We start from the raw sequence: 19,228 nt of genomic DNA on the forward strand, positions 1-19,228 counted from the left end.
AGTGACGTGTGTTTAGGACACTGCTTTGACCGCGCCGATCTGTCCGGACCGCGTCAAGGTCATCCCGAACATCCCGATTACCCCACGGGGGTGACTACGCACACATGTGTTCAGGTGCGTAGTCATCATGCTCAGGCGCGTCGCCGCGACGCCTCGTACAGCACAACTCCCGCCGCCACACCGGCATTCAGCGACTCCGTGCCGCCCGGCATCGGAATCCGCACGCGGAAGTCACAGGTCTCACCGACGAGCCGCGACAGCCCCTTGCCCTCACTGCCGACGACGATGACGACGGGACCGCCGAGGGCCTCCAGCTCACCGATCTCGGCCTCACCGTCGGCGGCGAGACCGACCACGACGAGGCCCGCCTTCTTGTACGCCTCCAGGGCGCGCGTCAGGTTCGAGGCGCGGGCGACGGGCGTACGGGCCGCGGCGCCGGCGGACGTCTTCCAGGCGCCCGCGGTCATGCCGGCCGCGCGGCGCTCGGGCACGACGACGCCGTGGCCGCCGAAGGCGGAGACGGAGCGGACGACGGCACCGAGGTTGCGCGGGTCGGTCACCCCGTCGAGGGCGACGATCAGCGGGTCCTGGCCCTCGTCGAACGCGGCGGCGACGAGGTCCTCCGGGTGCGCGTACTCGTACGGCGGGACCTGGAGGACGAGACCCTGGTGGTTGAGCCCATTGGTCATGCGGTCGAGCTCGGGACGCGGGGCCTCCATGAGGTGGATACCGCCGCGCTCACCCGCGAGCTGAAGGGCTTCGCGCACCCGCTCGTCGTTGTCGATGAACTGCTGGACGTACAGCATCGACGCGGGTACGCCCTCGCGCAGCGCCTCGACGACGGAGTTGCGTCCGACGACCATCTCGGACGTGCCCTTGCCGCCGCGCCCCTTGGGCGCGGGGCGGCGCACGGCCTGCTTCGCCTTGGCGCCCGCGATGCGGTTCTTCTTGTGCCCCTTGCGCATCTCGGCGGGCGGGGTCGGGCCCTTGCCTTCCAGGCCCCGGCGTCGCTGGCCGCCACTGCCGACCTGCGCGCCCTTCTTGCCGGACATGCGGCGGTTGTTAGCGGCCATGACCTACCTGTCTGTGAGAGAGAGCTGACGCTCTACTGAGGAGAGCTGACGCTCTTCAAAATGCGTACGTCTATGAAGTGTGCCGCCCGGAGGCCCGGGCGGCACAATCGATCAAGGTCGACGGGGGTCGACGGGGCGTCGGCCGGCGCCGACGCAGCGGGCGCTCAGCGCGGGCCGAGCGTCCAGCGCGGCCCCTGCGGACCGTCCTCGATGACCAGGCCCGACTGGTTGAGCTGGTCGCGGATGGCGTCCGCGGTCGCCCAGTCCTTGCGGGTCCGGGCGGCCTCACGCTGGTCGAGGACCATCCGGACGAGGGTGTCGACGACGCCGGCCAGGTCCTCGCCGCGGTCGCCCTCGCCGACCCACTGCGGGTCGAGCGGGTCGAGGCCCAGGACGCCGAGCATGGCCCGCACCTCGGCCAGCCGTGCCACGGCGGCTTCCTTGTCGTCGGCGGCGAGGGCGGAGTTCCCCTGCCGCACGGTGGTGTGCACGATGGCGAGCGCCTGCGGCACGCCCAGGTCGTCGTCCATGGCCTCGGCGAAGGCGGGCGGCACCTCGGCGGCGGGCTCGACGACGCCCCCCGCCTTCTCGACCACGCGCTGCACGAAGCCCTCGATACGTGCGAACGCCGACTCGGCCTCGCGCAGGGCCTCTTCGCTGTACTCGATCATCGAGCGGTAGTGCGGGGTGCCGAGGTAGTAGCGCAGCACGATGGGCCGCCAGTGCTTGACCATCTCGCTGACGAGCACCGAGTTCCCGAGGGACTTCGACATCTTCTCGCCGCTCATGGTGACCCAGGCGTTGTGCACCCAGTACTTGGCGAACTCGTCGCCGAAGGCCTTGGCCTGGGCGATCTCGTTCTCGTGGTGCGGGAAGATCAGGTCGAGCCCGCCGCCGTGGATGTCGAACGCGGAGCCCAGGTACTTGTGGGCCATGGCGGAGCACTCAAGGTGCCAGCCGGGACGCCCGCGCCCCCACGGCGTCTCCCAGCTGGGCTCACCGGGCTTCGCGGCCTTCCACATGGCGAAGTCGCGCAAGTCCCGCTTGCCGGTCTCGCCCTCGCTGGAGGGCTGGAGCAGGTTGTCCAGCTCCTGGTTGGACAGCCGGAGGTATTCGGGGAAGGACCGTACGTCGAAGTACACGTTCCCGTCGGCCTCGTACGCGTGCCCCCGCTCGATGAGCCCGCGCATCATCTCGACCATCTCGGTGATGTGGCCGGTGGCGCGCGGCTCGTAGGAGGGCGGCAGGCAGCCGAGCACGGAGTACCCGTCGTTGAAGGCCCGCTCGTTCTCGTACCCGATCGACCACCAAGGGCGGCCCTGCTCGGCCGACTTGGTGATGATCTTGTCGTCGATGTCGGTCACGTTGCGGATGAACGTGACGTCGTACCCGCGGTGCTCGAACCAGCGGCGCATGATGTCGAAGTTCAGTCCCGAGCGGATGTGCCCGATGTGGGGTGCGGCCTGCACGGTGGCGCCACACAGGTAGATCGAGACGCAACCCGGCACGAGCGGGGTGAAGTCACGGATCTGCCGGGCGCTGGTGTCGTACAGGCGAATCGTCACCACTCCAGGGTAGTGGCCCCTGGGTAGTGCCCCGCGACCCTTCCGACCCAAGCAGCACGTATTCGTGACATACACCTGACCCGGCCCCAGGGGCTCCGCCCCTTCGATCCCGGGGGTTGTGTGTCGGCTGCGGGTGGGTGGGGGTTGCTCGCGCAGTTCCCCGTTTTTCAGGGGCGCGGGGAACTGCGCAATCTTTTAGCGGGGGTCTGGGGCGCAGCCCCCAGGGACGGATGGGACGGGTAGGGGCGGCGGGGGCGAGGAACCGCCCGGCCTCAGCCCGCCCGTACGACCAACGCCGTAGCCACAGCCATCAGCCCCTCGTCCCGCCCCGGAAAACCCAGCCCATCCGTCGTGGCCCCGGACACCGACACAGGCGCCCCCACCGCATCCGACAGAATCTTCTGCGCCTCGTCCCGCCGCTTCCCGATCTTCGGACGCGGCCCGACCACCTGCACAGCGACATTCCCGATGACGAACCCCGCCGCCCGCACGATCCGCGCGGCCTCCGTCAGCAGCGTGACCCCCGACGCCCCGGACCACTCAGGCCGCCCGGTCCCGAAGTGCGCCCCGAGGTCACCGAGCCCCGCTGCAGAGAACAACGCGTTGCACGCCGCATGCGCGACGACGTCCGCGTCGGAGTGCCCGGCAAGCCCGGCCCCCTCCCCCTCCCACAACAGCCCGGCACACCACAGCTCACGCCCTTCCTCGAAGGCGTGAATGTCCGTGCCGATCCCGACGAGCGGAATCACCGGCCCAGGCCCAGCGGCTCCCTCAGAACCCATCGTTCAGCCTCCGCCGCGCGAGAACCGCCTCCGCCAGCACAAGATCCAACGGCCGCGTCACCTTGAACGCCTCCTCGTGCCCGGGCACCACCACAACCCGCAGCCCCAGCTGCTCGACCATGCTCGCGTCGTCGGTCACGTTGTCGGTGACGGTCTCGTGGGCCCGTACGAGCGTCTCGCGGTCGAACCCCTGCGGCGTCTGCACGGCCCGCAACCGCGCCCGCTCGGGCGTGGCCACGACGGGCTCGGGAGCACCGGGGACGGCCGCGGGCTCGACCTCCTTGACGGTGTCGGCGAGCGGCAGTGCGGGGACGACGGCGGGAGCCCCGTCCCGTACGGCCTCGATGACGGCGTCCACGGTGTCGACGGGCACGAGCGGGCGGGCCGCGTCATGGACGAGGACGATGTCGATGCCGGGCGGCAGCGCGTCGAGCCCGTACTTCACGGACTCCTGGCGGCTGTCACCCCCGGGGACGACCAGGAAGTCGGTGCGCTCGGGCAGCGCGTGCGCGTCGAGCAGCGTCTTCACCTCGGCCGCGCCCTCGGGCGGGGCCACGACGACGACCAGCGAGACGGCGCGGGACGCGGCCATCGCGCGGACCGCGTGAATGAGCATCGGCGTGCCGTTCAGCGCGCGAAGCGCTTTGGGGGCGCCCGGGCCGAGGCGCACGCCCCTGCCGGCGGCCGGAATCACGGCCGCGGTACGTGCCCCCGACGGCGAAGGGCGCGAAACGTCAGACATCGGTTCCTGTCAGGTTTGTGTGCTCGGCCGGGATGGGTATGGCCTGGGCGAGCCCCCTGCTCGTAGAGCTGGGGGTGTGCCGGGCGCGACGCTTGACCGGGGACCCTTCCGTGACATCCGGTCGAGCGAACTGCCCGGGCCCGCCATGCCAGGTAGGGGATGTGCGGGTACGCGGGTATACGTATACGGAGTGAACATCCGGTATATCGAATGGGCGCGGGTATGAACATGCCGCAGCGCCCGGCGACAGCAATTGCGTCATCGGGCACCGCGGCATTTCATTGCGCAGCTGCGCGGGCTTGTGCGTACGTCAAGACGACTGCCGTCTCGGCGACTGTGTACGTCGGGACGATAAAGACTGTCTCGGCGACTGCCAGCGTCAGGACGCGAGAACCTCGTCGAGCAGGGCCTCGGCCTTGTCCTCGTTGGTGTTCTCCGCGAGGGCGAGCTCGCTCACCAGAATCTGGCGGGCCTTGGCGAGCATGCGCTTCTCACCGGCGGAGAGTCCGCGCTCGCGCTCACGACGCCACAGGTCACGGACGACTTCCGCGACCTTGATGACATCGCCGGAGGCGAGCTTCTCCAGATTTGCCTTGTAACGACGCGACCAGTTCGTGGGCTCCTCGGCGTACGGCGCGCGCAGCACCTCGAAGACCCGGTCCAGCCCGTCCTGACCGACCACATCACGCACGCCGACGAACTCCGCATTGTCCGCTGGCACACGCACCGTCAGGTCGCCCTGGGCGACCTTCAGCACCAAGTAGGTCTTGTCCACGCCTTTGATCTGGCGAGTTTCGATGGCCTCGATCAGCGCGGCCCCGTGATGGGGATAGACCACGGTGTCGCCAACCTTGAACGTCATGTGACAGGTACCCCTTCCGTGGCTATCCAGGGTAACACGGATACGGCGTCTTCTGAATGGCGTTTTCGCAGGTCAGGGCATATCTCGGGGCTTGACAACCGCAACAGGAACGTGCTGCGAGGGGCGATCGGAAGGGGGTATTCGCAGGTCGGAGCCGCTGTCCAGGGGAAGGGAAACGCGCACGTTACAGACAACGGAAGCCCCTGACCAGGGTCTGAACGTACCGGTTTGTCCAGCTCCAAGAGTGCGACTTCCGCTACTCCGTTCGGTGACCGGAGTCGAGTACGAGACGAATCCGGAATTGATCAAGACGACCGATGATCAACCGGTTGAACAGCCGGTGATCAATTTTCGGGACCGCCATGCATTCCTTACGCGCCCTTACGACTCCTTACGGGAAAATCCGCAAGTCGATGCCGGGGGTACTTATGTGAATGGCGGACGAGTGCGCGCCCAAAGTAGCCGATGAGCCGGAGGAACGGTGTGCGACGGACGGGGCGCACATCGGGCGCAAGGAAGCCCGGCGGTGCGCGGACGACAGCCCCGGCCGGTGCGCGGATGACAGCCCCCGGCCGGTGCGCGAATGTCGGCCCGCCGGTGCGCGGATGACAGCCCGTGCGCGGTAAGAGGCGGGTCGGGTGCGGTGGCATGGGAACGGCTCGGTAACCTAAGGCCGCTGACAGACCCTTAGGGCGGCTTTACAACGAAGTCGTCCTGCTTCGCCCACGTTCAAGGAGTTGCCGCCGCCGTGAGCAGCAGCCTTCGACGCGGCGCCCTCGCCGCCGCCGCCATCGCGTTCTCGATCGCCTCGCTCGCCGCGTGCGCGGCCGGCAACGACGCCCAGACGCTTGAGGTGAAGCCTGACAACGCGGCGACCACCGTCGGCGACATCAAGGTCCAGAACGCCCTGGTCATCACCCAGCCCAACACGACGGCCACGGGCCCGGCGGTGATCTCCGCGACGCTGTTCAACAACGGCAGCACCGACCAGACCCTGGACTCGATCAACGTCGGCGGTGACGGCACCGCCGAGATCACGCCCGCCGACGGCAAGGGCAAGCTGACCATCCCGGCCGGCGGCTCCGTCATCCTCGGCGGCAAGGGCAACGCCTCCGCCGCGCTGACCAACCCCGGTGAGGCCGTCAAGGACGGCAACGCCCAGCAGGTCACCTTCGGCTTCAGCAAGACCGGTGCCGTGAGCCTGCGCGCCTTCGTCGTCCCGGCCGAGAGCTACTTCACCAAGTGGGGCCCGAGCGAGATCCCGGCCGCGCCGGGCGCCTCGGCCTCCGCGACCACCGGGCCTTCCGAGTCCGTCTCGGGCTCCCCGTCCGACTCCGTCTCGGAGACGCCCACGGACGTGGCGTCGTCGAGCACGACGGTCGCGGGCACGGCCACGGCGAGCGCCTCGGAGTCGGCTTCCGGCAACTGACCGGCGTACGCCGGGATCACCCTCGTACGCGGAGATCAGCCTCGTACAACGCGCGAAGGGCGGGACCCCTCCAGGGGGTGCCGCCCTTCGTCGTGCATCACGCGCGCGTGGGGGTCGGTTTACGGCTCGAACTTGTACCCCAGGCCGCGCACCGTCACCAGGTACCGCGGCGCGCCCGGGTCGGGTTCGATCTTCGCGCGCAGGCGCTTGACGTGGACGTCGAGGGTCTTGGTGTCGCCCACGTAGTCGGCGCCCCAGACCCGGTCGATGAGCTGCATGCGGGTCAGTACGCGGCCCGCGTTGCGGAGCAGCATCTCCAGGAGGTCGAACTCCTTCAGGGGGAGGTCGACCTTGGAACCGGAGACGGTGACCACGTGGCGGTCGACGTCCATGCGGACCGGCCCGGCCTCCAGGGCGGCCGGGGTGACCTCCTCGGGCTCGCCACGGCGGCGGAGCACGGCGCGGATGCGGGCGACGAGCTCACGCGACGAGAAGGGCTTCGTCACGTAGTCGTCGGCTCCTATTTCCAGCCCGACGACCTTGTCGATCTCGCTGTCCTTGGCGGTGACCATGATCACCGGGACGTTGGAGCGGCCGCGCAGCTGGCGGCAGACCTCCGTGCCGGGCAGCCCCGGCAGCATCAGGTCGAGGAGGACGAGGTCGGCGCCGTTGCGCTCGAACTCGTCGAGTCCGTCGGGCCCGGTGGTCGCGATGGCGACCTCGAAGCCCTCCTTGCGGAGCATGTACGACAGGGCGTCGGAGAAGGACTCCTCGTCCTCGACGACGAGCACACGGGTCACGGAAGGACCTCCGGAGCGGGAAGCGGTTCATACGGGGATGTGACGGTGGTCGTCCCGTCAGGCTGCTCGGTCTCGTCCTCCTGGTCGAGTCCGGGCATGTGGTGATCGGTCAGGCGGTCGCGGGCCGCACCCGCCTCCGGCAGCCGCAGGGTGAACGTGGAGCCCTGACCCTCGGAGCTCCACACCGTGACCTCCCCGGCATGCGAGGCGGCCACGTGCTTGACGATCGCGAGACCGAGGCCCGTACCACCCGTTTGGCGGGAGCGGGCCGGGTCGACACGGTAGAAGCGCTCGAAGACGCGCTCCCGGTCCTTCTCCGAGATGCCGATGCCCTGATCGGTCACGGCGATCTCGATGAGGTCTCCGCCGGGCGCGGTCACCCGGCGCGCGGCTATACCCACCCGGGTGCGGGCGGGCGAGTAGTTGACGGCGTTCTCGACGAGGTTTCCGAGGGCGGCGGCCAGCTGGCCCCGGTTCCCCCAGATGCTCAGGTCGGCGGTGCCGCCCGCGGCCATGGTGATCTGCTTGGTGCCGGCCTGGTGGCGGCAGCGGTCGATCGCCTCGGCGACGAGTTCGTCGACGCGTACGGGCTCGGCGTCCTCCAGGGGGTCGTCGTTCTGGACCCGGGAGAGGTCGATGAGCTCCTGTACGAGGTTGGTGAGCCGGGTGGCCTCTATCTGCATGCGTCCGGCGAAGCGCTCGACGGCCTCGGGGTCGTCGGAGGCGTCCATGACGGCCTCGGAGAGGAGCGAGAGCGCGCCCACCGGGGTCTTGAGCTCATGGCTGACGTTCGCGACGAAGTCGCGTCGTACGGCCTCGATGCGCCGGGCCTCGGTGAGGTCCTCCACGAGCAGGAGCACCAGCCGCGACCCGAGGGGCGCCACACGTGCGGAGACGGCGAGGGCTTCTCCCCTCCCCGTCCCGCGCCTCGGCAGATCCAGCTCCACCTGGCGTATCTCCCCGTCACGACGGGTGTCACGCGCCATCTGCATCATCGGTTCGACGGCCAGCTTGCCGCCGCGCACCAGCCCGAGGGCGTACGCCGCCGAGCTGGCCTTGACCACGGCGTCCGCCTCGTCGAGCACGACCGCCGAGGACCGGAGCACGGACAGCACGGTGTCGACACCCGGCGGAAGCACCGGGTCCGTGTGCAGCGACGTGCGGGTCGGGCGTTTCTGGTCGCGCTCGCTCCAGCGGAACGCCAGCATGGCGATGACACCGGTAAGCACTCCGGCGATCGCTGCCGCTGCGGCGACCGCCGCGTTCACGTCCATGCACCCAGGTTAGGCATGCCGTCGCCACTGGCCACAGCCATCCGAGTGCGACCTCGAACACTCGTCGCCCAGAGTTCACCTAGGAGCTAGTGATGGTTCATTTGGGATGCCGGAAACGGACGCGTACGGGCCGGAACGTGGGAGCGTGGGGTTCACAGCGCCCGTTTCGACAGGCTCTGACCCCCCGGAACCCCCGATGAAGACGTAAGAGAGGGACAACCTGATGCGGGACGCGTACCACGAGGAACTGGACTCGATCGGCGAGGGCCTGGTCGAGATGGCCCGGCTCGTCGGGTCGGCGATCGGGCGCGCCACGACGGCCATCCTCGACTCCGACCTGAAGCTGGCCGAGAGTGTCATCGCGGCCGACCAGAAGGTCGACGATCTTCAGCACGAGCTGGAGGCCCGGGCGATAGCCCTGCTGGCCCGCCAGCAGCCGGTGGCGACGGACCTCCGTATCGTCGTCACCTCGCTCCGTATGTCCGCGGACCTGGAGCGCTCCGGCGACCTGGCCCAGCACGTGGCCAAGCTGGCCCGGCTGCGCTTCCCCGAGCGCGCGGTCCCGCACGACCTGCACGCCACGGTCCTGGAGATGGGCCAGCTCGCACAGCGCCTGATGGCGAAGGCGGCCGAGGTCGTCATCACCAAGGACGTCGACCTCGCCCTCCAGCTGGAGCAGGACGACGACGAGATGGACCTCCTGCACCGCACGCTCTTCCAGCACCTGCTGGACGACCGCTGGAAGCACGGCATCGAGACGGCCGTCGACGTGACCCTGCTCGGCCGCTACTACGAGCGTTTCGCCGACCACGCGGTGTCCGTGGCCAAGCGCGTGGTGTTCCTGGTGACGGGTGAGCACGCGGACGAGCTCCAGGCGGACATCCAGCCGGTGACGGGGGTGGAGGGGGCCTGAGTGCCCTCTCCCGGGGCGCGTGCAAGCCTCTGTGCGCCGAGTGTGCGCCGTTGATACGCCCGCCCCGGTGGGCATGCAATGGGTGCCAGGAGCTGTGCGGTGCAGTGTGCCTCGCACACCTTCGTGCCTGAAGGAGGGACCCATGGCCGAATCCCCCAGCACGACCGATCCCACGCAGAACGGTGACGAGCAGCCCGCCGAGATCAAAAGCCTCCCCTTGTTCGGCGCCTGCGGCTGCGGCTCCGGCTGCGGGTGCGGCTGCCAGTCGGGCAATCCGTGCCAGTGCGGCTGATCTCGTACGACACCGAAGGGCCCCGCTCCTCATGGCGGGGCCCTTCTTCGTATGCCGGCCGCCGCTCTCCGTATGCCGACTGCATGCCGACCGCATGCCGACCGCTTCGAGGGTCGCCCCCGCCGTCGTAAAAGCGCAGCATGGAAGAGAGGCAACAAGTGAGAGGCGACGACGCATAAGGAGGTGGGGAGGCCATGACGCAATTCATGGACGTCCACCACGGAATGGCGGGCATCACCGCCGATCAGCTCATGCAGGCGCACAAGGCCGACCTCGCCATCGAGAAGGACGAGGGCGTGCACTTCGAGAGGGCCTGGGCGGATCCGGAGTCCGGCACGGTGTACTGCCTCTCCTCGGCCCCCTCGGCCGAGGCGATCCAGCGCATCCACGAACGCACCGGACACGCGCCGGACGAGATCCATCCGGTGCCGCTGTCGATATGACGGCCGCAGTCCCGATCACCACCCCATGACCCCATGACCGCATGACACATCGACTTCTCCGAGCCCGAGGACGACGAGGAGTTCTTCCTCCGCTGGCACCCGGCCTGTGCCCTGGATCACCTCTACAACGACCGGTCCTACCTGGCGTTCGACTGCTTGTTCGGCGTGCGGGCCGGCTCGTTCGAGCCTCTCGCGGCGAAGCGCGGCTTCCCGGAGGACGCATCCAGGGCGGTCGCGCGAGCCTTCCGCGAACACGGAACCGACGCCCACAGCCCGTCCTGGATCAGTTGGGCCGAACTGGAGACGGTCGCGTGGGACGAGCCCGCCGCGCTGAAGGTGTATCCGGCGGCGTTCGAATACCGTCGTGGCCCCGACGGAGACTGGGTCTGGGACGGATGCGGCGAATCGCCCGAGCGCCTCGCCGAACTCACCGGGACCAGCCCGCAGGTCGCCGCACGCGCCGGCGAACACTGGCCCGAAGGCACGGAATGGCTCGACGGAGACCGCCTCTTCCGCATCTCCCGGCTCACTCGCCGACAGGCAGTCCAGGACTCGAGCTGGGGCGACGTCTGGACAGTGATGCGCACCTTGGCCAAGCGCCACGGCTCTGACAACGTCCGCCTTGTCGTGTGGTTCGACAACTAGCCATGGCCTACGACGAACGCGATGTCATCGACTTGATCCACCTGGCTGACCGCCCAGGGACCAGCGGACACAGTGTCGCTGTGCGCGTGCTCGGGCGTCAGCAGCCGTCGGGCCGCACTCCGTCCATGCGGTTCAAGCCCGATGAGAGCGGCGGCCTTTGGGTTTCCGTGCACGACGGCCCCTCGTCGGCGGTCACGCTCACCGTGCCGCTGTTCTCCCCGGCTCCGGGGTGGATCGGCGAGCAGCACGCACTGCTCTCGCGCGTCCGTGAGGTCTATCCGCGCGAAGTGGTCGAAACGTCATCCGGTGCCTACGAGTGGCGGCGCGGCCGCGACTGACGGCCTCGCCCTGGCAGGGCCTCATTCGAGGAGCTCGGACGACTCTCGAACCCGGTCGTCAAGCTTGCCTTCCTCCAACGCGTGACCAGACGGACACCCTCACTTGGATCGCATGGCGCGCCGCCACATATCCCTTTTGATCAATATTGGTACTTTCATCCTGTTCGTCCATGTGATGAAGAGGAGTTCCATGAAGGGCGCTTTGAAGAGGTCAGAAAAACTGGGTACGAGAGGCGCCCTTGCCGTTCTGTCAGTCCTGGCGACGGTGGGTGCCCTAGTGGGTATCGCACCTGCCGCCCATACGGCGTCGACGCTGGTCGTGCCGCGTGACTACCGCACGATTCAGGCAGCGGTGGACGCAGCTGCCTCGGGGGACACGATCCTCGTCCGGGGCGGGACGTACACCGAAGAGGTCGTCGTCAGCGGCAAGGATCTCCATCTCAAAGGCGTCGGCAAGGGCTCGCCGGTCATCAAGTCGCCGACGACGCTGACCCCCTTCGCTCAGGACGTGCGCCATGACGTGCCGGTGACCTCCGTCGTGCGGATCGCCGACGGCGCCCACGTCCACATGTCCGGCTTCACCGTGACTGGGCCGGTGCCGTGTGGTCAGCTTGCCAGCGGCATCACCGCACTTCAGTCTTCGAGTCTCGACCTGTCACGATCTCGCGTCATCGACATGCTGCCCGCCCCGTCCTGTCCGGCCGATCAGGCATTCGGCCGGGGTGTGACCATCGGACTGCCGGACTTCATCCAGGTGGACGGCACGGCCGGCAGCCCTGCTTCTGGGCGGATCACTCATGTCAGGGTCACCCGCTACCAGACCGACGGCTTCAATTTGAACGGTCCGAGCGAGGGCACGCCCTCACAGGTGGTCGCGAAGAACAACGTCGTCACCGGCGGTGCTCAGATCCCGACCGTCCAGGCCGGGATCGTCGTCGGGGGCGCGGTAGCCACCGTGACGGGCAACTTGGTTTCCCACGCCGTGTGCACCTTCCCCGGGTGTGGCGGGGATCCGACCAACGAGTACCAGTCCTCAGGTATCGCCGTCATCGGCGCCGCGTCAGGCACACAGATCTCCCAGAACCGAGTCTCCGACACCGACATCGGCATCTACCAGGTCTTCAGCCCGAACTGCTGCCAGATCAGCCGCAACCGGCTGACCGACAACCGGTTCTTCGGGATTGCCATCCAGGACGGTGACGGCACAACCGCCCACAACGAGATCACCGGCGGCCAGGTGGGCATTGGCGTCATCGCCGACGCGGTCGACACCACCGGCATCCTCCGCGGCGACCGGATCCGTAGGACGTACGTCGCGCCCGTCCGCGAAATCCAGTGCTGCGGATTCAGGGCAACGGCCGTCGTCAAGCCCAGCTGACGCACGCGCCGAGCAGACGCATACGGCGACCCCTGAAACGCGGCGGCCCCTGAAACAGAGAAGGGCCGGCCTGGAGGAAACCCCTCCTGAGCCGGCCCTTCTCTCTGATGCCCCGGCAGGATTCGAACAGCCCCCCTTTCGCAGGTGTGGGCAGTGCTCCCGTGCGTCTGAGTGGTCATCATTGGCCCGGTCGAGGCGCAGGTCCCCCCTGGGTCTTCCTCCGGCGGGAGGGGTCACATGTGCGGCGTGCCGTAGTACTTGCCGTACTGCTCAAGGTAGGTGGGGTCGCGGGGCTGCCTTTCTCGCTCGAACTCGGGCGCGTGCTTGATCTGGTCCTTCGTGCGGTTGACGTAGACGGTTTCGTTGTCGCGGTCGATCCGCTGGATGGTGCTGGCGGGGAGCAGTACGTGCTTGCCGAAGATCCATACGCCGGTGTCGACGACGAGGTAGCCGGCTCCGGCCTCGTCCGTGTGCTCATCGACCTTTCCGATGCTTCCGTCGGTCGCCTCGACCTTGAATCCGATCAGGGCGGTTCCCGTCTCGTAGCCGGAATCCGCGCGGTAGCCCCAGATGTCTTCGTTCGGCATGGCTGCTCTCCTCGCTCGCAGCTGCTGTTCAGGCTGCCACCATGGCCCGCACCGGGTGGAGTTGTGCGGGTGGCGCTCCGATGGCTCCCCTGTAAGGCGCAGTGGTGCCGTCGGAGCGTCTCGAGCGTGGAGCGGGCCCGCCACGCCGCCGCCGAGCTCGGGCTCCCGAAGACGCCCGAGGGGACTATCGGTGACCTGCGTAAACCGGCTGAGACCGGGCATGGCGGAGGCCGACGGGGGCAGACATGCCCGGCATGGCGGCGACCGGACGACAGTGGCGCGGGAGCCGGGGTTCAGGTGAGGAAGAAGCCCCCTCCCGACCCGAGGGACGGAGGACACCCGAGGCCCGTCCCCCGGACCGGAGCCGGTGCCTGACCCCCCGCCGCCTCCACCCCGGTAGTTCCCGTGTAGCTGTGTCTCCGGCGCGAGGGGAGACTGAAGTGGAGGGGGGAAGCCGAACGAGGAGGGAGGAGGCCATGGACTCCAGTGGCCGGACTTCCCGTGTGGTGGTGGGTGTCGACGGATCGCCGGCATCGTACGAGGCACTCCGGTGGGCGGTGCGGTACGCGCGTCTCATCGCGGCGACGGTGGACGCCGTGGCGGCCTACGAGCTGCCCGGAGCGATCGGCTGGTCGGCTCCGGCGGTGGACGCCGAGTTTGACGAAGCCCAGAGCAGACAGGCCATGACCGAAGAGATCCAGAAGGTGCTTCTCCAGGTCGGCGAGGTGCCGCTGGAACAGCATCTGGTGCGGGGCGGGGCCGCGCAAGCGTTGATCGCGGCGTCGGCCGGCGCCAAGTTGCTGGTCGTGGGCAGCAGGGGCCTGGGAGGGTTCGCCAGCCTGCTGCTGGGCTCGGTCAGCCAGCAATGCGCTGCGCACGCGTCCTGCCCGGTCGTCATCGTCCGCCCGGACGCGAAGGATGACGACGAGACCACCGACCGTGCCTGACCGGCCCTGCTACCGGTCCCCTGATGAACAACCGGACGCACCATGACGAATCTGAAGACCAGTCCGCCTACCCACCCGTTCCCCCGGGATCCCGCGAATCCGCATCCGGCGCCTCCGACACACCCCTGGCCCGGCGATCCCCAGGCACCCCGACCGGCGCCCACGCCCGTCCCCGGACCGGAGCCGGAGCGTCCACCGCCGTCCGCGCCTCTCCGGGACAGCCGTGAGGGGGCTGCGGCCATGGGTACTCCGCCGAACGATCCCGTACCGCCCAGCCCGACTCCGGCGCCGGGCGGTCCGGACCCGGCGCCCCCGTCGCAGCGCCACTGAGCTGGGACGACCTCGATGACCCGGATCTGCACGCGCGCCGCTGGACCATCACCGACGTGGACGGGCTCCTGAAGGAAACCCCCTTGGGCCGACGCCCCGCGCGGCCGCTCCCTGACCGCGGCCGTCCGCCGGCTCGCCGAACTGTGAAGTGGGGTTCGGTGACGGGCTGAGCGGAAAGATCCGCGGCTTCGAGAGCCTGCAAAAAGCCCCCCACCGGCGGAGAACCCGCAGGTAGGGGGCTTACTGACGTCGCGTTACTTCTTCTTGCCCTGAGTCTTACCGGGGATCTTGGTGAGCTGGGTTTTTGCTGGTCAGGGGAGGTGGGCTCGTGCGCCTAGCGGTCGTCGTTGGTCGTCCTTGGCCACTGTCGAGCAGCCTCGGACGGCCCCGTGACGACGGTGCGCGAGCCCTCAGCTTGGGAAGCTAAGGGCATCTAGGGCTTGCTCCCGGCCTGACCTGCGGCGGAGGGACGCGAGCACGCGGTAGACGGTCGATTGGTTCCCCGCTGTTCCCCGTGGTTCCCCGCACGATCTGGCACGCGTCTGGCACGCGTCATTCGTCGTCGCACCTCTCCAAGACCAGCCCTACGGAGCCTTGTTCGAGCCCGTTGTTCTCCTCCAGGTGGAGGTGAGCGCCGTCCGGCGTGCCGTCCTGAGCGAGAGTGAGGAGGTGGCCGGCCAGAGTCTTCAACCCGGCAGCGTTTGCCTCAATGACGATCTCGCCACCCAGGTTGCGGACCTCGATGCGTTCGCCTTCCTCCCACGTGAAAACTCTGGTTATTCCATCGGTCGCCGCACTCACGCGAGTGTTCATCGACGGAGCAGCGCTAGCTTCAGGGGCCATACCCCAAGCATCGCGTACCCCGGGCCAGCCGCGACGCCGAGACATGAGTGATGACCTCTTCGTCCCGAACTATGGGCGGGACGGTCGTTGAGGTCTGCTCGGCAGATCACGTGGGTGTTTGGAAACATTGACGGTCGGCTGCGGTCGTGGTGGTTGCTGTACAGCCCTGCTGTACTGCGGTCGGGGCCCGAGGCACTCTCCTGCCATACTGCTGGGCGCTGCTGTAATTCAGCAGCCGTTGAGTGCCGTTCCTGGACATCGTCGGCCGCATGTCTGACGAGTGCTTCGGACACCCACGGCTGGCCGCGATCCACGACCCGCTCGACCCCGATCGCAGCGATCCGAGTGCGCGCCTGCCATAAAAGGTGCCCGGCTCCTGGGCGGCATCCCGTGGGACCTGCGGAAACTTGCGCGGGTGTGCCGTACAACCCTGAAGGGGCTCCAGAGGTCTTGTGGGCATCCTGTCTTCCTAGTGGGGGTTGCATCACTGTGCGTGTGCGCAGCATTTCGGCCGTAACAGCGCTCGCGGTCACTCTCGGTTCTGTCGCCCTGATCGGGTCGGCGGCGGGCGCTGCCGTCGCCGACAGCAGCGCCGCGCTGCCCATCACGTCCAGCGGCGACATCATCGTGGACGGCGTTCACCGGCGGGTCTTCATCAGTGACCCGTCGGGAGGCAAGGTCGTCGCCACCGACTACAACGGCACCGTCATCGGGACGATCACCTCGCTGCCGCAGGCTGACGGCCTGGAGCTTTCCGCCGACTCGGCAACGGTCTACGTCGCCGTGCCGGGAACTGACGAGATCGTGGCCATCGACACGGCGACGCTCACCGAGGCCGGGCGGTACGCGACGGGTGACGGCACGGATCCGCAGCACCTGGCGCTCGCGGGCGGCAAACTCTGGTTCGGCTATGGCGGCGTCGGTCACGGCAACATCGGCTCTCTCGACCTGTCCGGCGGACAGACGCGGGTCTCGCTCGCCCAGGAGGCCGAAGGGACGTGGAAGGACGCTCCCCTGCTGGACTCGGTACCCGGCGCTCCCAACACCCTGGCGGCCGGCTCGCGCCAGTACTACTTCACCCTCGGCATCTACGACGTGTCGTCCGGCACGGCCGGCCGGACCGCGTTCCTCGGCGGGCAGGACGCCGCCATCGGCAACACCGCGGAGGACCTGGCGCTCACCCCGGACGGCACAGAGCTCGTGGTGGCCACCACGGCAGGCGACTTCCAGCAGGTCTTCCGGACATCGGACCTGTCGGAGACCATCAGGTATCCGAGCGGCTACTGGGCACAACGGTCGGTGGATGTCGCGCCGGACGGCCTCGTCGCGGTGGGCACCGACACCTACGCCAACTTCTCCCCCCAGGTGTCCATCTACAAGCCGGGTGGCACGGCCCCGAGGCGGACCGCCAATTTCACCGACGAACAGGGTGGAGTCGCCCAGGAGACCCTGCTCGACCACGGCGACCTCGCTTTCGCACCCGACAGCAGCCGGCTCTTCGCGGTCACACACGGTCTCTCCAACAGGTACAGCCTGCGCGTCGTCACCGACCCCGGCAAGGCCGTCACCACCGTCACGGTGAACGCCCCGGCGACCGCCGACCGGGCCAAGTCGCTGACCGTCTCCGGCAAGGTCACGAACACGCTCGGGCTGCCCGCGGGAGCCACCGTCGCAGTCACCCGAACGGACCTGGAGTCCCCGAACGGCAAAGCGCTCCCGGCCGCGACGGTGAAGGCGGACGGGACCTTCTCCTTCACCGACACCCCGCCCGCGGGCGGCAAGGTCACGTACAAGGTCTCCTATGCCGGCGGCGCCGATCGCACGGCTGCCTCCGCCTCCGACACGGTCGAGGTCTCCCGGACCTCGCCGACCCTGACAGTGAACAAGAACGGCAACGTCTACGACTACGCCAGTAACGTGACGTTCACCGCCCACCTCGGCACGACGTACAAGAACCGGACGCTCTCGCTCTACGCGGACACCGCGGGCGACGGCAAGGGCAAGTACCTGGTCAAGACCGGCACGGTCAACAGCGAGGGCAACCTGTCGGTCACCTTGACCCTGAAGCGCGACACCACGGTCAGCGCGTCCTTCTCCGGCGACGCCCGGACCGCCCCGAAGACGGCCACGAGCTGGGTGGGCGCGAAGGTCAAGGTGTCGCTGAGCCTGAGCCGCCACTACAAGACGGCCACGGTCAACGGGTACACCAAGTACTACTTCCGGAAGACGACCAATCCGCTCCTCACGACCACAATGACGGCCTACCCCGGCCGCTCGCAGAAGCTGGAGTTCCAGATCTACTCCGACGGCGCCTGGCGGTCGGCGGGGTACGAGTACTTCAAGCTCGACTCCACGGGCAAGTCGGTGGTGGAACTGGGCGGCACGCACCAGACCGGCTACTCGATGCGCGTGCGGTCGTCCTACATCAACAACTCCTCGAACGACACCGTGAACTCGACCACGCACGGCTCCTGGAAGTACTTCACCTTCACCAGCTGAGGCCCCCCAAAGCCCGGACCGCGCGGGGGCCACGCGTACCTCCCTCAACGAGGAGGTGTGGAAGCGGGCGCTCGCCGGTGCCGGGGTGATCCCGGTCCCCAAGCGTGGCCAGCCCTACGCCGAGTCCCGCGAGAACGGCATGCACGCCCTCCGCCACTTCTACGCTTTCGAGGCGGCCCAATTGAGGCGACATGGCGGCTGAGGGCTCGTACTCTCCGGGCCAGAGAGGGGCGGGAGAGCAATGACGGAGTACTTCCTATTGGTGTGCGACGACGTGCCTCATGACGTGGTGCTCACCGATCCTGGCACCCGTGTGCTGGACGTCGCCCAAGTCGTACGTCGACTGACGGGACTGAGTCTCTGGCGCAGCAAGGTTCTGGCAACGCAGGTTCCCGCAACGATTCTCGACGGCGTGCTTCAGGAGGACGCAGAGGCGGCGGTCGCGGCTCTCCGCGATGTGGGAGCACAGGCAGAGGTGAGGGCACAGCCAGAGCCGGAAATCCTCAAGCCCTGACGGCCCGGTCAAGCAGTAGACGGCCCAGAGACGGCCCAAGGCCACCGAAAAGCCCCCTACCAGCGGAAAACCCGCAGGTAGGGGGCTTGATCAATTCAGGCTACTTCTTCTTGCCCTGGTTCTTGACCGCCTCGATGGCGGCCGCGGCGGCCTCCGGGTCGAGGTAGGTGCCGCCCGGGTTGACGGGCTTGAAGTCGGCGTCCAGCTCGTAGGCGAGGGGGATGCCCGTCGGGATGTTCAGGCCCGCGATGTCGGCGTCGGAGATGCCGTCGAGGTGCTTGACGAGGGCGCGGAGGCTGTTGCCGTGGGCCGCGACCAGGACCGTGCGGCCCGCGAGGAGGTCGGGGACGATGCCGTCGTACCAGTACGGAAGCATGCGGACGACGACGTCCTTCAGGCACTCCGTGCGGGGGCGCAGCTCCGGCGGGATCGACGCGTAGCGCGGGTCGTCCGACTGGGAGAACTCCGTGCCGTCCTCGAGCGCCGGCGGCGGGGTGTCGTACGAGCGGCGCCACAGCATGAACTGCTCCTCGCCGAACTCGGCGAGGGTCTGGGCCTTGTCCTTGCCCTGGAGGGCGCCGTAGTGGCGCTCGTTCAGGCGCCAGGAGCGGTGGACCGGGATCCAGTGGCGGTCCGCGGACTCCAGCGCGAGCTGGGCGGTGCGGATCGCGCGCTTCTGGAGCGAGGTGTGGACCACGTCGGGCAGCAGGCCGGCGTCCTTGAGCAGCTCACCGCCGCGGACTGCCTCCTTCTCGCCCTTCTCGTTGAGATTGACGTCCACCCAACCGGTGAACAGGTTCTTCGCGTTCCATTCGCTCTCGCCGTGGCGGAGGAGGATCAGCTTGTACGGTGCGTCGGCCATGCGTACGAGCGTAATGGAAGCCTTCGTCCCCTCGCTCGCCCGCCCGCAGACCGGACAGTTGACGGCATCTGTTAATTGAGTGGCTTCCCGAGAGCCCCGACTCGTAAGTT

At 68.4% G+C, this 19,228-nt stretch carries 20 protein-coding genes and 2 pseudogenes; 12 read left to right on the top strand and 10 right to left on the bottom strand.

Features of this window, described 5'->3' with window-relative positions:
* Positions 1-131 precede the first annotated feature (131 nt).
* The 5 genes from rlmB to AB5J50_RS23495 form a co-directional block, all read right to left on the bottom strand.
* Positions 132-1,073: a 23S rRNA (guanosine(2251)-2'-O)-methyltransferase RlmB gene (gene rlmB, locus AB5J50_RS23475; RefSeq protein WP_327429746.1), complete on the bottom strand. Its 942-nt coding sequence runs from the start codon at positions 1,071-1,073 to the stop codon at positions 132-134.
* Between the two features lie 164 nt (positions 1,074-1,237).
* Complete coding sequence (gene cysS / locus AB5J50_RS23480; protein ID WP_369260354.1) at positions 1,238-2,638, bottom strand: cysteine--tRNA ligase; 1,401 nt, start codon at positions 2,636-2,638, stop codon at positions 1,238-1,240.
* Positions 2,639-2,910: 272 nt separating this feature from the next.
* Positions 2,911-3,420 carry a 2-C-methyl-D-erythritol 2,4-cyclodiphosphate synthase gene (ispF, locus tag AB5J50_RS23485; RefSeq protein WP_369260355.1) on the bottom strand — a complete coding sequence of 170 codons (510 nt, stop codon included), beginning with the start codon at positions 3,418-3,420 and terminating at the stop codon, positions 2,911-2,913.
* On the bottom strand, positions 3,410-4,162 hold the full coding sequence (gene ispD / locus AB5J50_RS23490) for a 2-C-methyl-D-erythritol 4-phosphate cytidylyltransferase (protein WP_327429749.1): 753 nt from the start codon (positions 4,160-4,162) through the stop codon (positions 3,410-3,412). Before ispD ends, ispF begins: the two co-directional genes overlap by 11 nt.
* Positions 4,163-4,541: 379 nt before the next feature.
* The gene (locus AB5J50_RS23495; RefSeq protein WP_003953493.1) at positions 4,542-5,024 is read right to left on the bottom strand and encodes a CarD family transcriptional regulator; all 483 of its coding nucleotides are present in this window, start codon (positions 5,022-5,024) and stop codon (positions 4,542-4,544) included.
* Positions 5,025-5,772: 748 nt separating this feature from the next.
* Between AB5J50_RS23495 and AB5J50_RS23500 the strand changes: the two genes are divergently transcribed.
* Entirely contained in the window at positions 5,773-6,453 is a 681-nt protein-coding gene (locus AB5J50_RS23500) for a DUF461 domain-containing protein (RefSeq protein WP_369260356.1), read from the top strand.
* Positions 6,454-6,572: 119 nt separating this feature from the next.
* Here AB5J50_RS23500 and AB5J50_RS23505 read toward each other — a convergent pair whose 3' ends face one another.
* Together AB5J50_RS23505 and AB5J50_RS23510 are read right to left on the bottom strand one after the other, a co-directional pair.
* The gene (locus AB5J50_RS23505) at positions 6,573-7,253 is read right to left on the bottom strand and encodes a response regulator transcription factor (protein ID WP_009340348.1); all 681 of its coding nucleotides are present in this window, start codon (positions 7,251-7,253) and stop codon (positions 6,573-6,575) included.
* Positions 7,250-8,527: an ATP-binding protein gene (locus AB5J50_RS23510; RefSeq protein ID WP_327429751.1), complete on the bottom strand. Its 1,278-nt coding sequence runs from the start codon at positions 8,525-8,527 to the stop codon at positions 7,250-7,252. Before AB5J50_RS23510 ends, AB5J50_RS23505 begins: the two co-directional genes overlap by 4 nt.
* A 223-nt stretch (positions 8,528-8,750) precedes the next feature.
* Here AB5J50_RS23510 and phoU point away from each other — a divergent pair, with 223 nt between their 5' ends.
* From phoU to AB5J50_RS23540, 6 genes are all read left to right on the top strand, one after another.
* Positions 8,751-9,440: a phosphate signaling complex protein PhoU gene (gene phoU, locus AB5J50_RS23515; RefSeq protein ID WP_369260357.1), complete on the top strand. Its 690-nt coding sequence runs from the start codon at positions 8,751-8,753 to the stop codon at positions 9,438-9,440.
* A gap of 142 nt (positions 9,441-9,582) precedes the next feature.
* Positions 9,583-9,732 (top strand): hypothetical protein, encoded by a 150-nt coding sequence (locus tag AB5J50_RS23520; protein ID WP_369260358.1) that lies wholly within the window; start codon positions 9,583-9,585, stop codon positions 9,730-9,732.
* 194 nt (positions 9,733-9,926) lie between these two features.
* Entirely contained in the window at positions 9,927-10,175 is a 249-nt protein-coding gene (locus AB5J50_RS23525) for an SCO4226 family nickel-binding protein (protein WP_327429754.1), read from the top strand.
* A gap of 165 nt (positions 10,176-10,340) precedes the next feature.
* Positions 10,341-10,820: a hypothetical protein gene (locus tag AB5J50_RS23530; protein WP_369260359.1), complete on the top strand. Its 480-nt coding sequence runs from the start codon at positions 10,341-10,343 to the stop codon at positions 10,818-10,820.
* A gap of 2 nt (positions 10,821-10,822) precedes the next feature.
* Positions 10,823-11,158 (top strand): DUF5959 family protein, encoded by a 336-nt coding sequence (locus AB5J50_RS23535; protein WP_369260360.1) that lies wholly within the window; start codon positions 10,823-10,825, stop codon positions 11,156-11,158.
* 112 nt (positions 11,159-11,270) lie between these two features.
* The gene (locus tag AB5J50_RS23540) at positions 11,271-12,536 is read left to right on the top strand and encodes a right-handed parallel beta-helix repeat-containing protein (RefSeq protein WP_369265494.1); all 1,266 of its coding nucleotides are present in this window, start codon (positions 11,271-11,273) and stop codon (positions 12,534-12,536) included.
* A 233-nt stretch (positions 12,537-12,769) separates the two neighbouring features.
* Here AB5J50_RS23540 and AB5J50_RS23545 read toward each other — a convergent pair whose 3' ends face one another.
* The gene (locus tag AB5J50_RS23545) at positions 12,770-13,123 is read right to left on the bottom strand and encodes a PRC-barrel domain-containing protein (RefSeq protein ID WP_369260361.1); all 354 of its coding nucleotides are present in this window, start codon (positions 13,121-13,123) and stop codon (positions 12,770-12,772) included.
* 476 nt (positions 13,124-13,599) lie between these two features.
* Between AB5J50_RS23545 and AB5J50_RS23550 the strand changes: the two genes are divergently transcribed.
* Both AB5J50_RS23550 and AB5J50_RS23555 read left to right on the top strand, forming a co-directional pair.
* A complete protein-coding gene (locus AB5J50_RS23550) occupies positions 13,600-14,070 on the top strand; it encodes a universal stress protein (protein WP_369260362.1) in 471 nt (156 codons plus the stop codon).
* Between the two features lie 293 nt (positions 14,071-14,363).
* A pseudogene (locus AB5J50_RS23555) lies at positions 14,364-14,547 on the top strand (ATP-dependent DNA ligase); the annotation flags it as partial.
* A 405-nt stretch (positions 14,548-14,952) separates the two neighbouring features.
* Here AB5J50_RS23555 and AB5J50_RS23560 read toward each other — a convergent pair.
* Positions 14,953-15,201, bottom strand: coding sequence for a hypothetical protein (locus AB5J50_RS23560; protein WP_369260363.1), 249 nt, complete (start codon positions 15,199-15,201; stop codon positions 14,953-14,955).
* A 537-nt stretch (positions 15,202-15,738) separates the two neighbouring features.
* Between AB5J50_RS23560 and AB5J50_RS23565 the strand changes: the two genes are divergently transcribed.
* From AB5J50_RS23565 to AB5J50_RS23575, 3 genes and pseudogenes are all read left to right on the top strand, one after another.
* Positions 15,739-17,742, top strand: coding sequence for a YncE family protein (locus tag AB5J50_RS23565; RefSeq protein ID WP_369260364.1), 2,004 nt, complete (start codon positions 15,739-15,741; stop codon positions 17,740-17,742).
* 15 nt (positions 17,743-17,757) lie between these two features.
* Positions 17,758-17,908, top strand: a pseudogene (locus AB5J50_RS23570) (site-specific integrase); the annotation flags it as partial.
* Positions 17,909-17,983: 75 nt separating this feature from the next.
* On the top strand, positions 17,984-18,256 hold the full coding sequence (locus AB5J50_RS23575; RefSeq protein ID WP_369260365.1) for a ribosomal protein L7/L12: 273 nt from the start codon (positions 17,984-17,986) through the stop codon (positions 18,254-18,256).
* 100 nt (positions 18,257-18,356) lie between these two features.
* Here the strand turns inward: AB5J50_RS23575 and AB5J50_RS23580 are convergent, their stop codons facing one another.
* Positions 18,357-19,118 (bottom strand): phosphoglyceromutase, encoded by a 762-nt coding sequence (locus AB5J50_RS23580; RefSeq protein ID WP_327429761.1) that lies wholly within the window; start codon positions 19,116-19,118, stop codon positions 18,357-18,359.
* Positions 19,119-19,228 lie beyond the last annotated feature (110 nt).

This window comes from Streptomyces sp. R35 (assembly GCF_041053035.1).
Taxonomy (GTDB): domain Bacteria; phylum Actinomycetota; class Actinomycetes; order Streptomycetales; family Streptomycetaceae; genus Streptomyces; species Streptomyces lutosisoli.

What these genes read in the sequence shown, in the direction of transcription:
- AB5J50_RS23520 (WP_369260358.1), top strand. Translation starts at nt 9,583, where the DNA reads ATGGCCGAATCCCCCAGCACGACCGATCCCACGCAGAACGGTGACGAG.
- phoU (WP_369260357.1), top strand. Translation starts at nt 8,751, where the DNA reads ATGCGGGACGCGTACCACGAGGAACTGGACTCGATCGGCGAGGGCCTG.
- AB5J50_RS23545 (WP_369260361.1), bottom strand. Translation starts at nt 13,123, where the DNA reads ATGCCGAACGAAGACATCTGGGGCTACCGCGCGGATTCCGGCTACGAG.
- ispD (WP_327429749.1), bottom strand. Translation starts at nt 4,162, where the DNA reads ATGTCTGACGTTTCGCGCCCTTCGCCGTCGGGGGCACGTACCGCGGCC.
- AB5J50_RS23540 (WP_369265494.1), top strand. Translation starts at nt 11,271, where the DNA reads ATGGCGCGCCGCCACATATCCCTTTTGATCAATATTGGTACTTTCATC.
- AB5J50_RS23495 (WP_003953493.1), bottom strand. Translation starts at nt 5,024, where the DNA reads ATGACGTTCAAGGTTGGCGACACCGTGGTCTATCCCCATCACGGGGCC.
- AB5J50_RS23550 (WP_369260362.1), top strand. Translation starts at nt 13,600, where the DNA reads ATGGACTCCAGTGGCCGGACTTCCCGTGTGGTGGTGGGTGTCGACGGA.
- AB5J50_RS23580 (WP_327429761.1), bottom strand. Translation starts at nt 19,118, where the DNA reads ATGGCCGACGCACCGTACAAGCTGATCCTCCTCCGCCACGGCGAGAGC.
- AB5J50_RS23575 (WP_369260365.1), top strand. Translation starts at nt 17,984, where the DNA reads ATGACGGAGTACTTCCTATTGGTGTGCGACGACGTGCCTCATGACGTG.
- rlmB (WP_327429746.1), bottom strand. Translation starts at nt 1,073, where the DNA reads ATGGCCGCTAACAACCGCCGCATGTCCGGCAAGAAGGGCGCGCAGGTC.
- AB5J50_RS23535 (WP_369260360.1), top strand. Translation starts at nt 10,823, where the DNA reads ATGGCCTACGACGAACGCGATGTCATCGACTTGATCCACCTGGCTGAC.
- AB5J50_RS23510 (WP_327429751.1), bottom strand. Translation starts at nt 8,527, where the DNA reads ATGGACGTGAACGCGGCGGTCGCCGCAGCGGCAGCGATCGCCGGAGTG.
- ispF (WP_369260355.1), bottom strand. Translation starts at nt 3,420, where the DNA reads ATGGGTTCTGAGGGAGCCGCTGGGCCTGGGCCGGTGATTCCGCTCGTC.
- AB5J50_RS23525 (WP_327429754.1), top strand. Translation starts at nt 9,927, where the DNA reads ATGACGCAATTCATGGACGTCCACCACGGAATGGCGGGCATCACCGCC.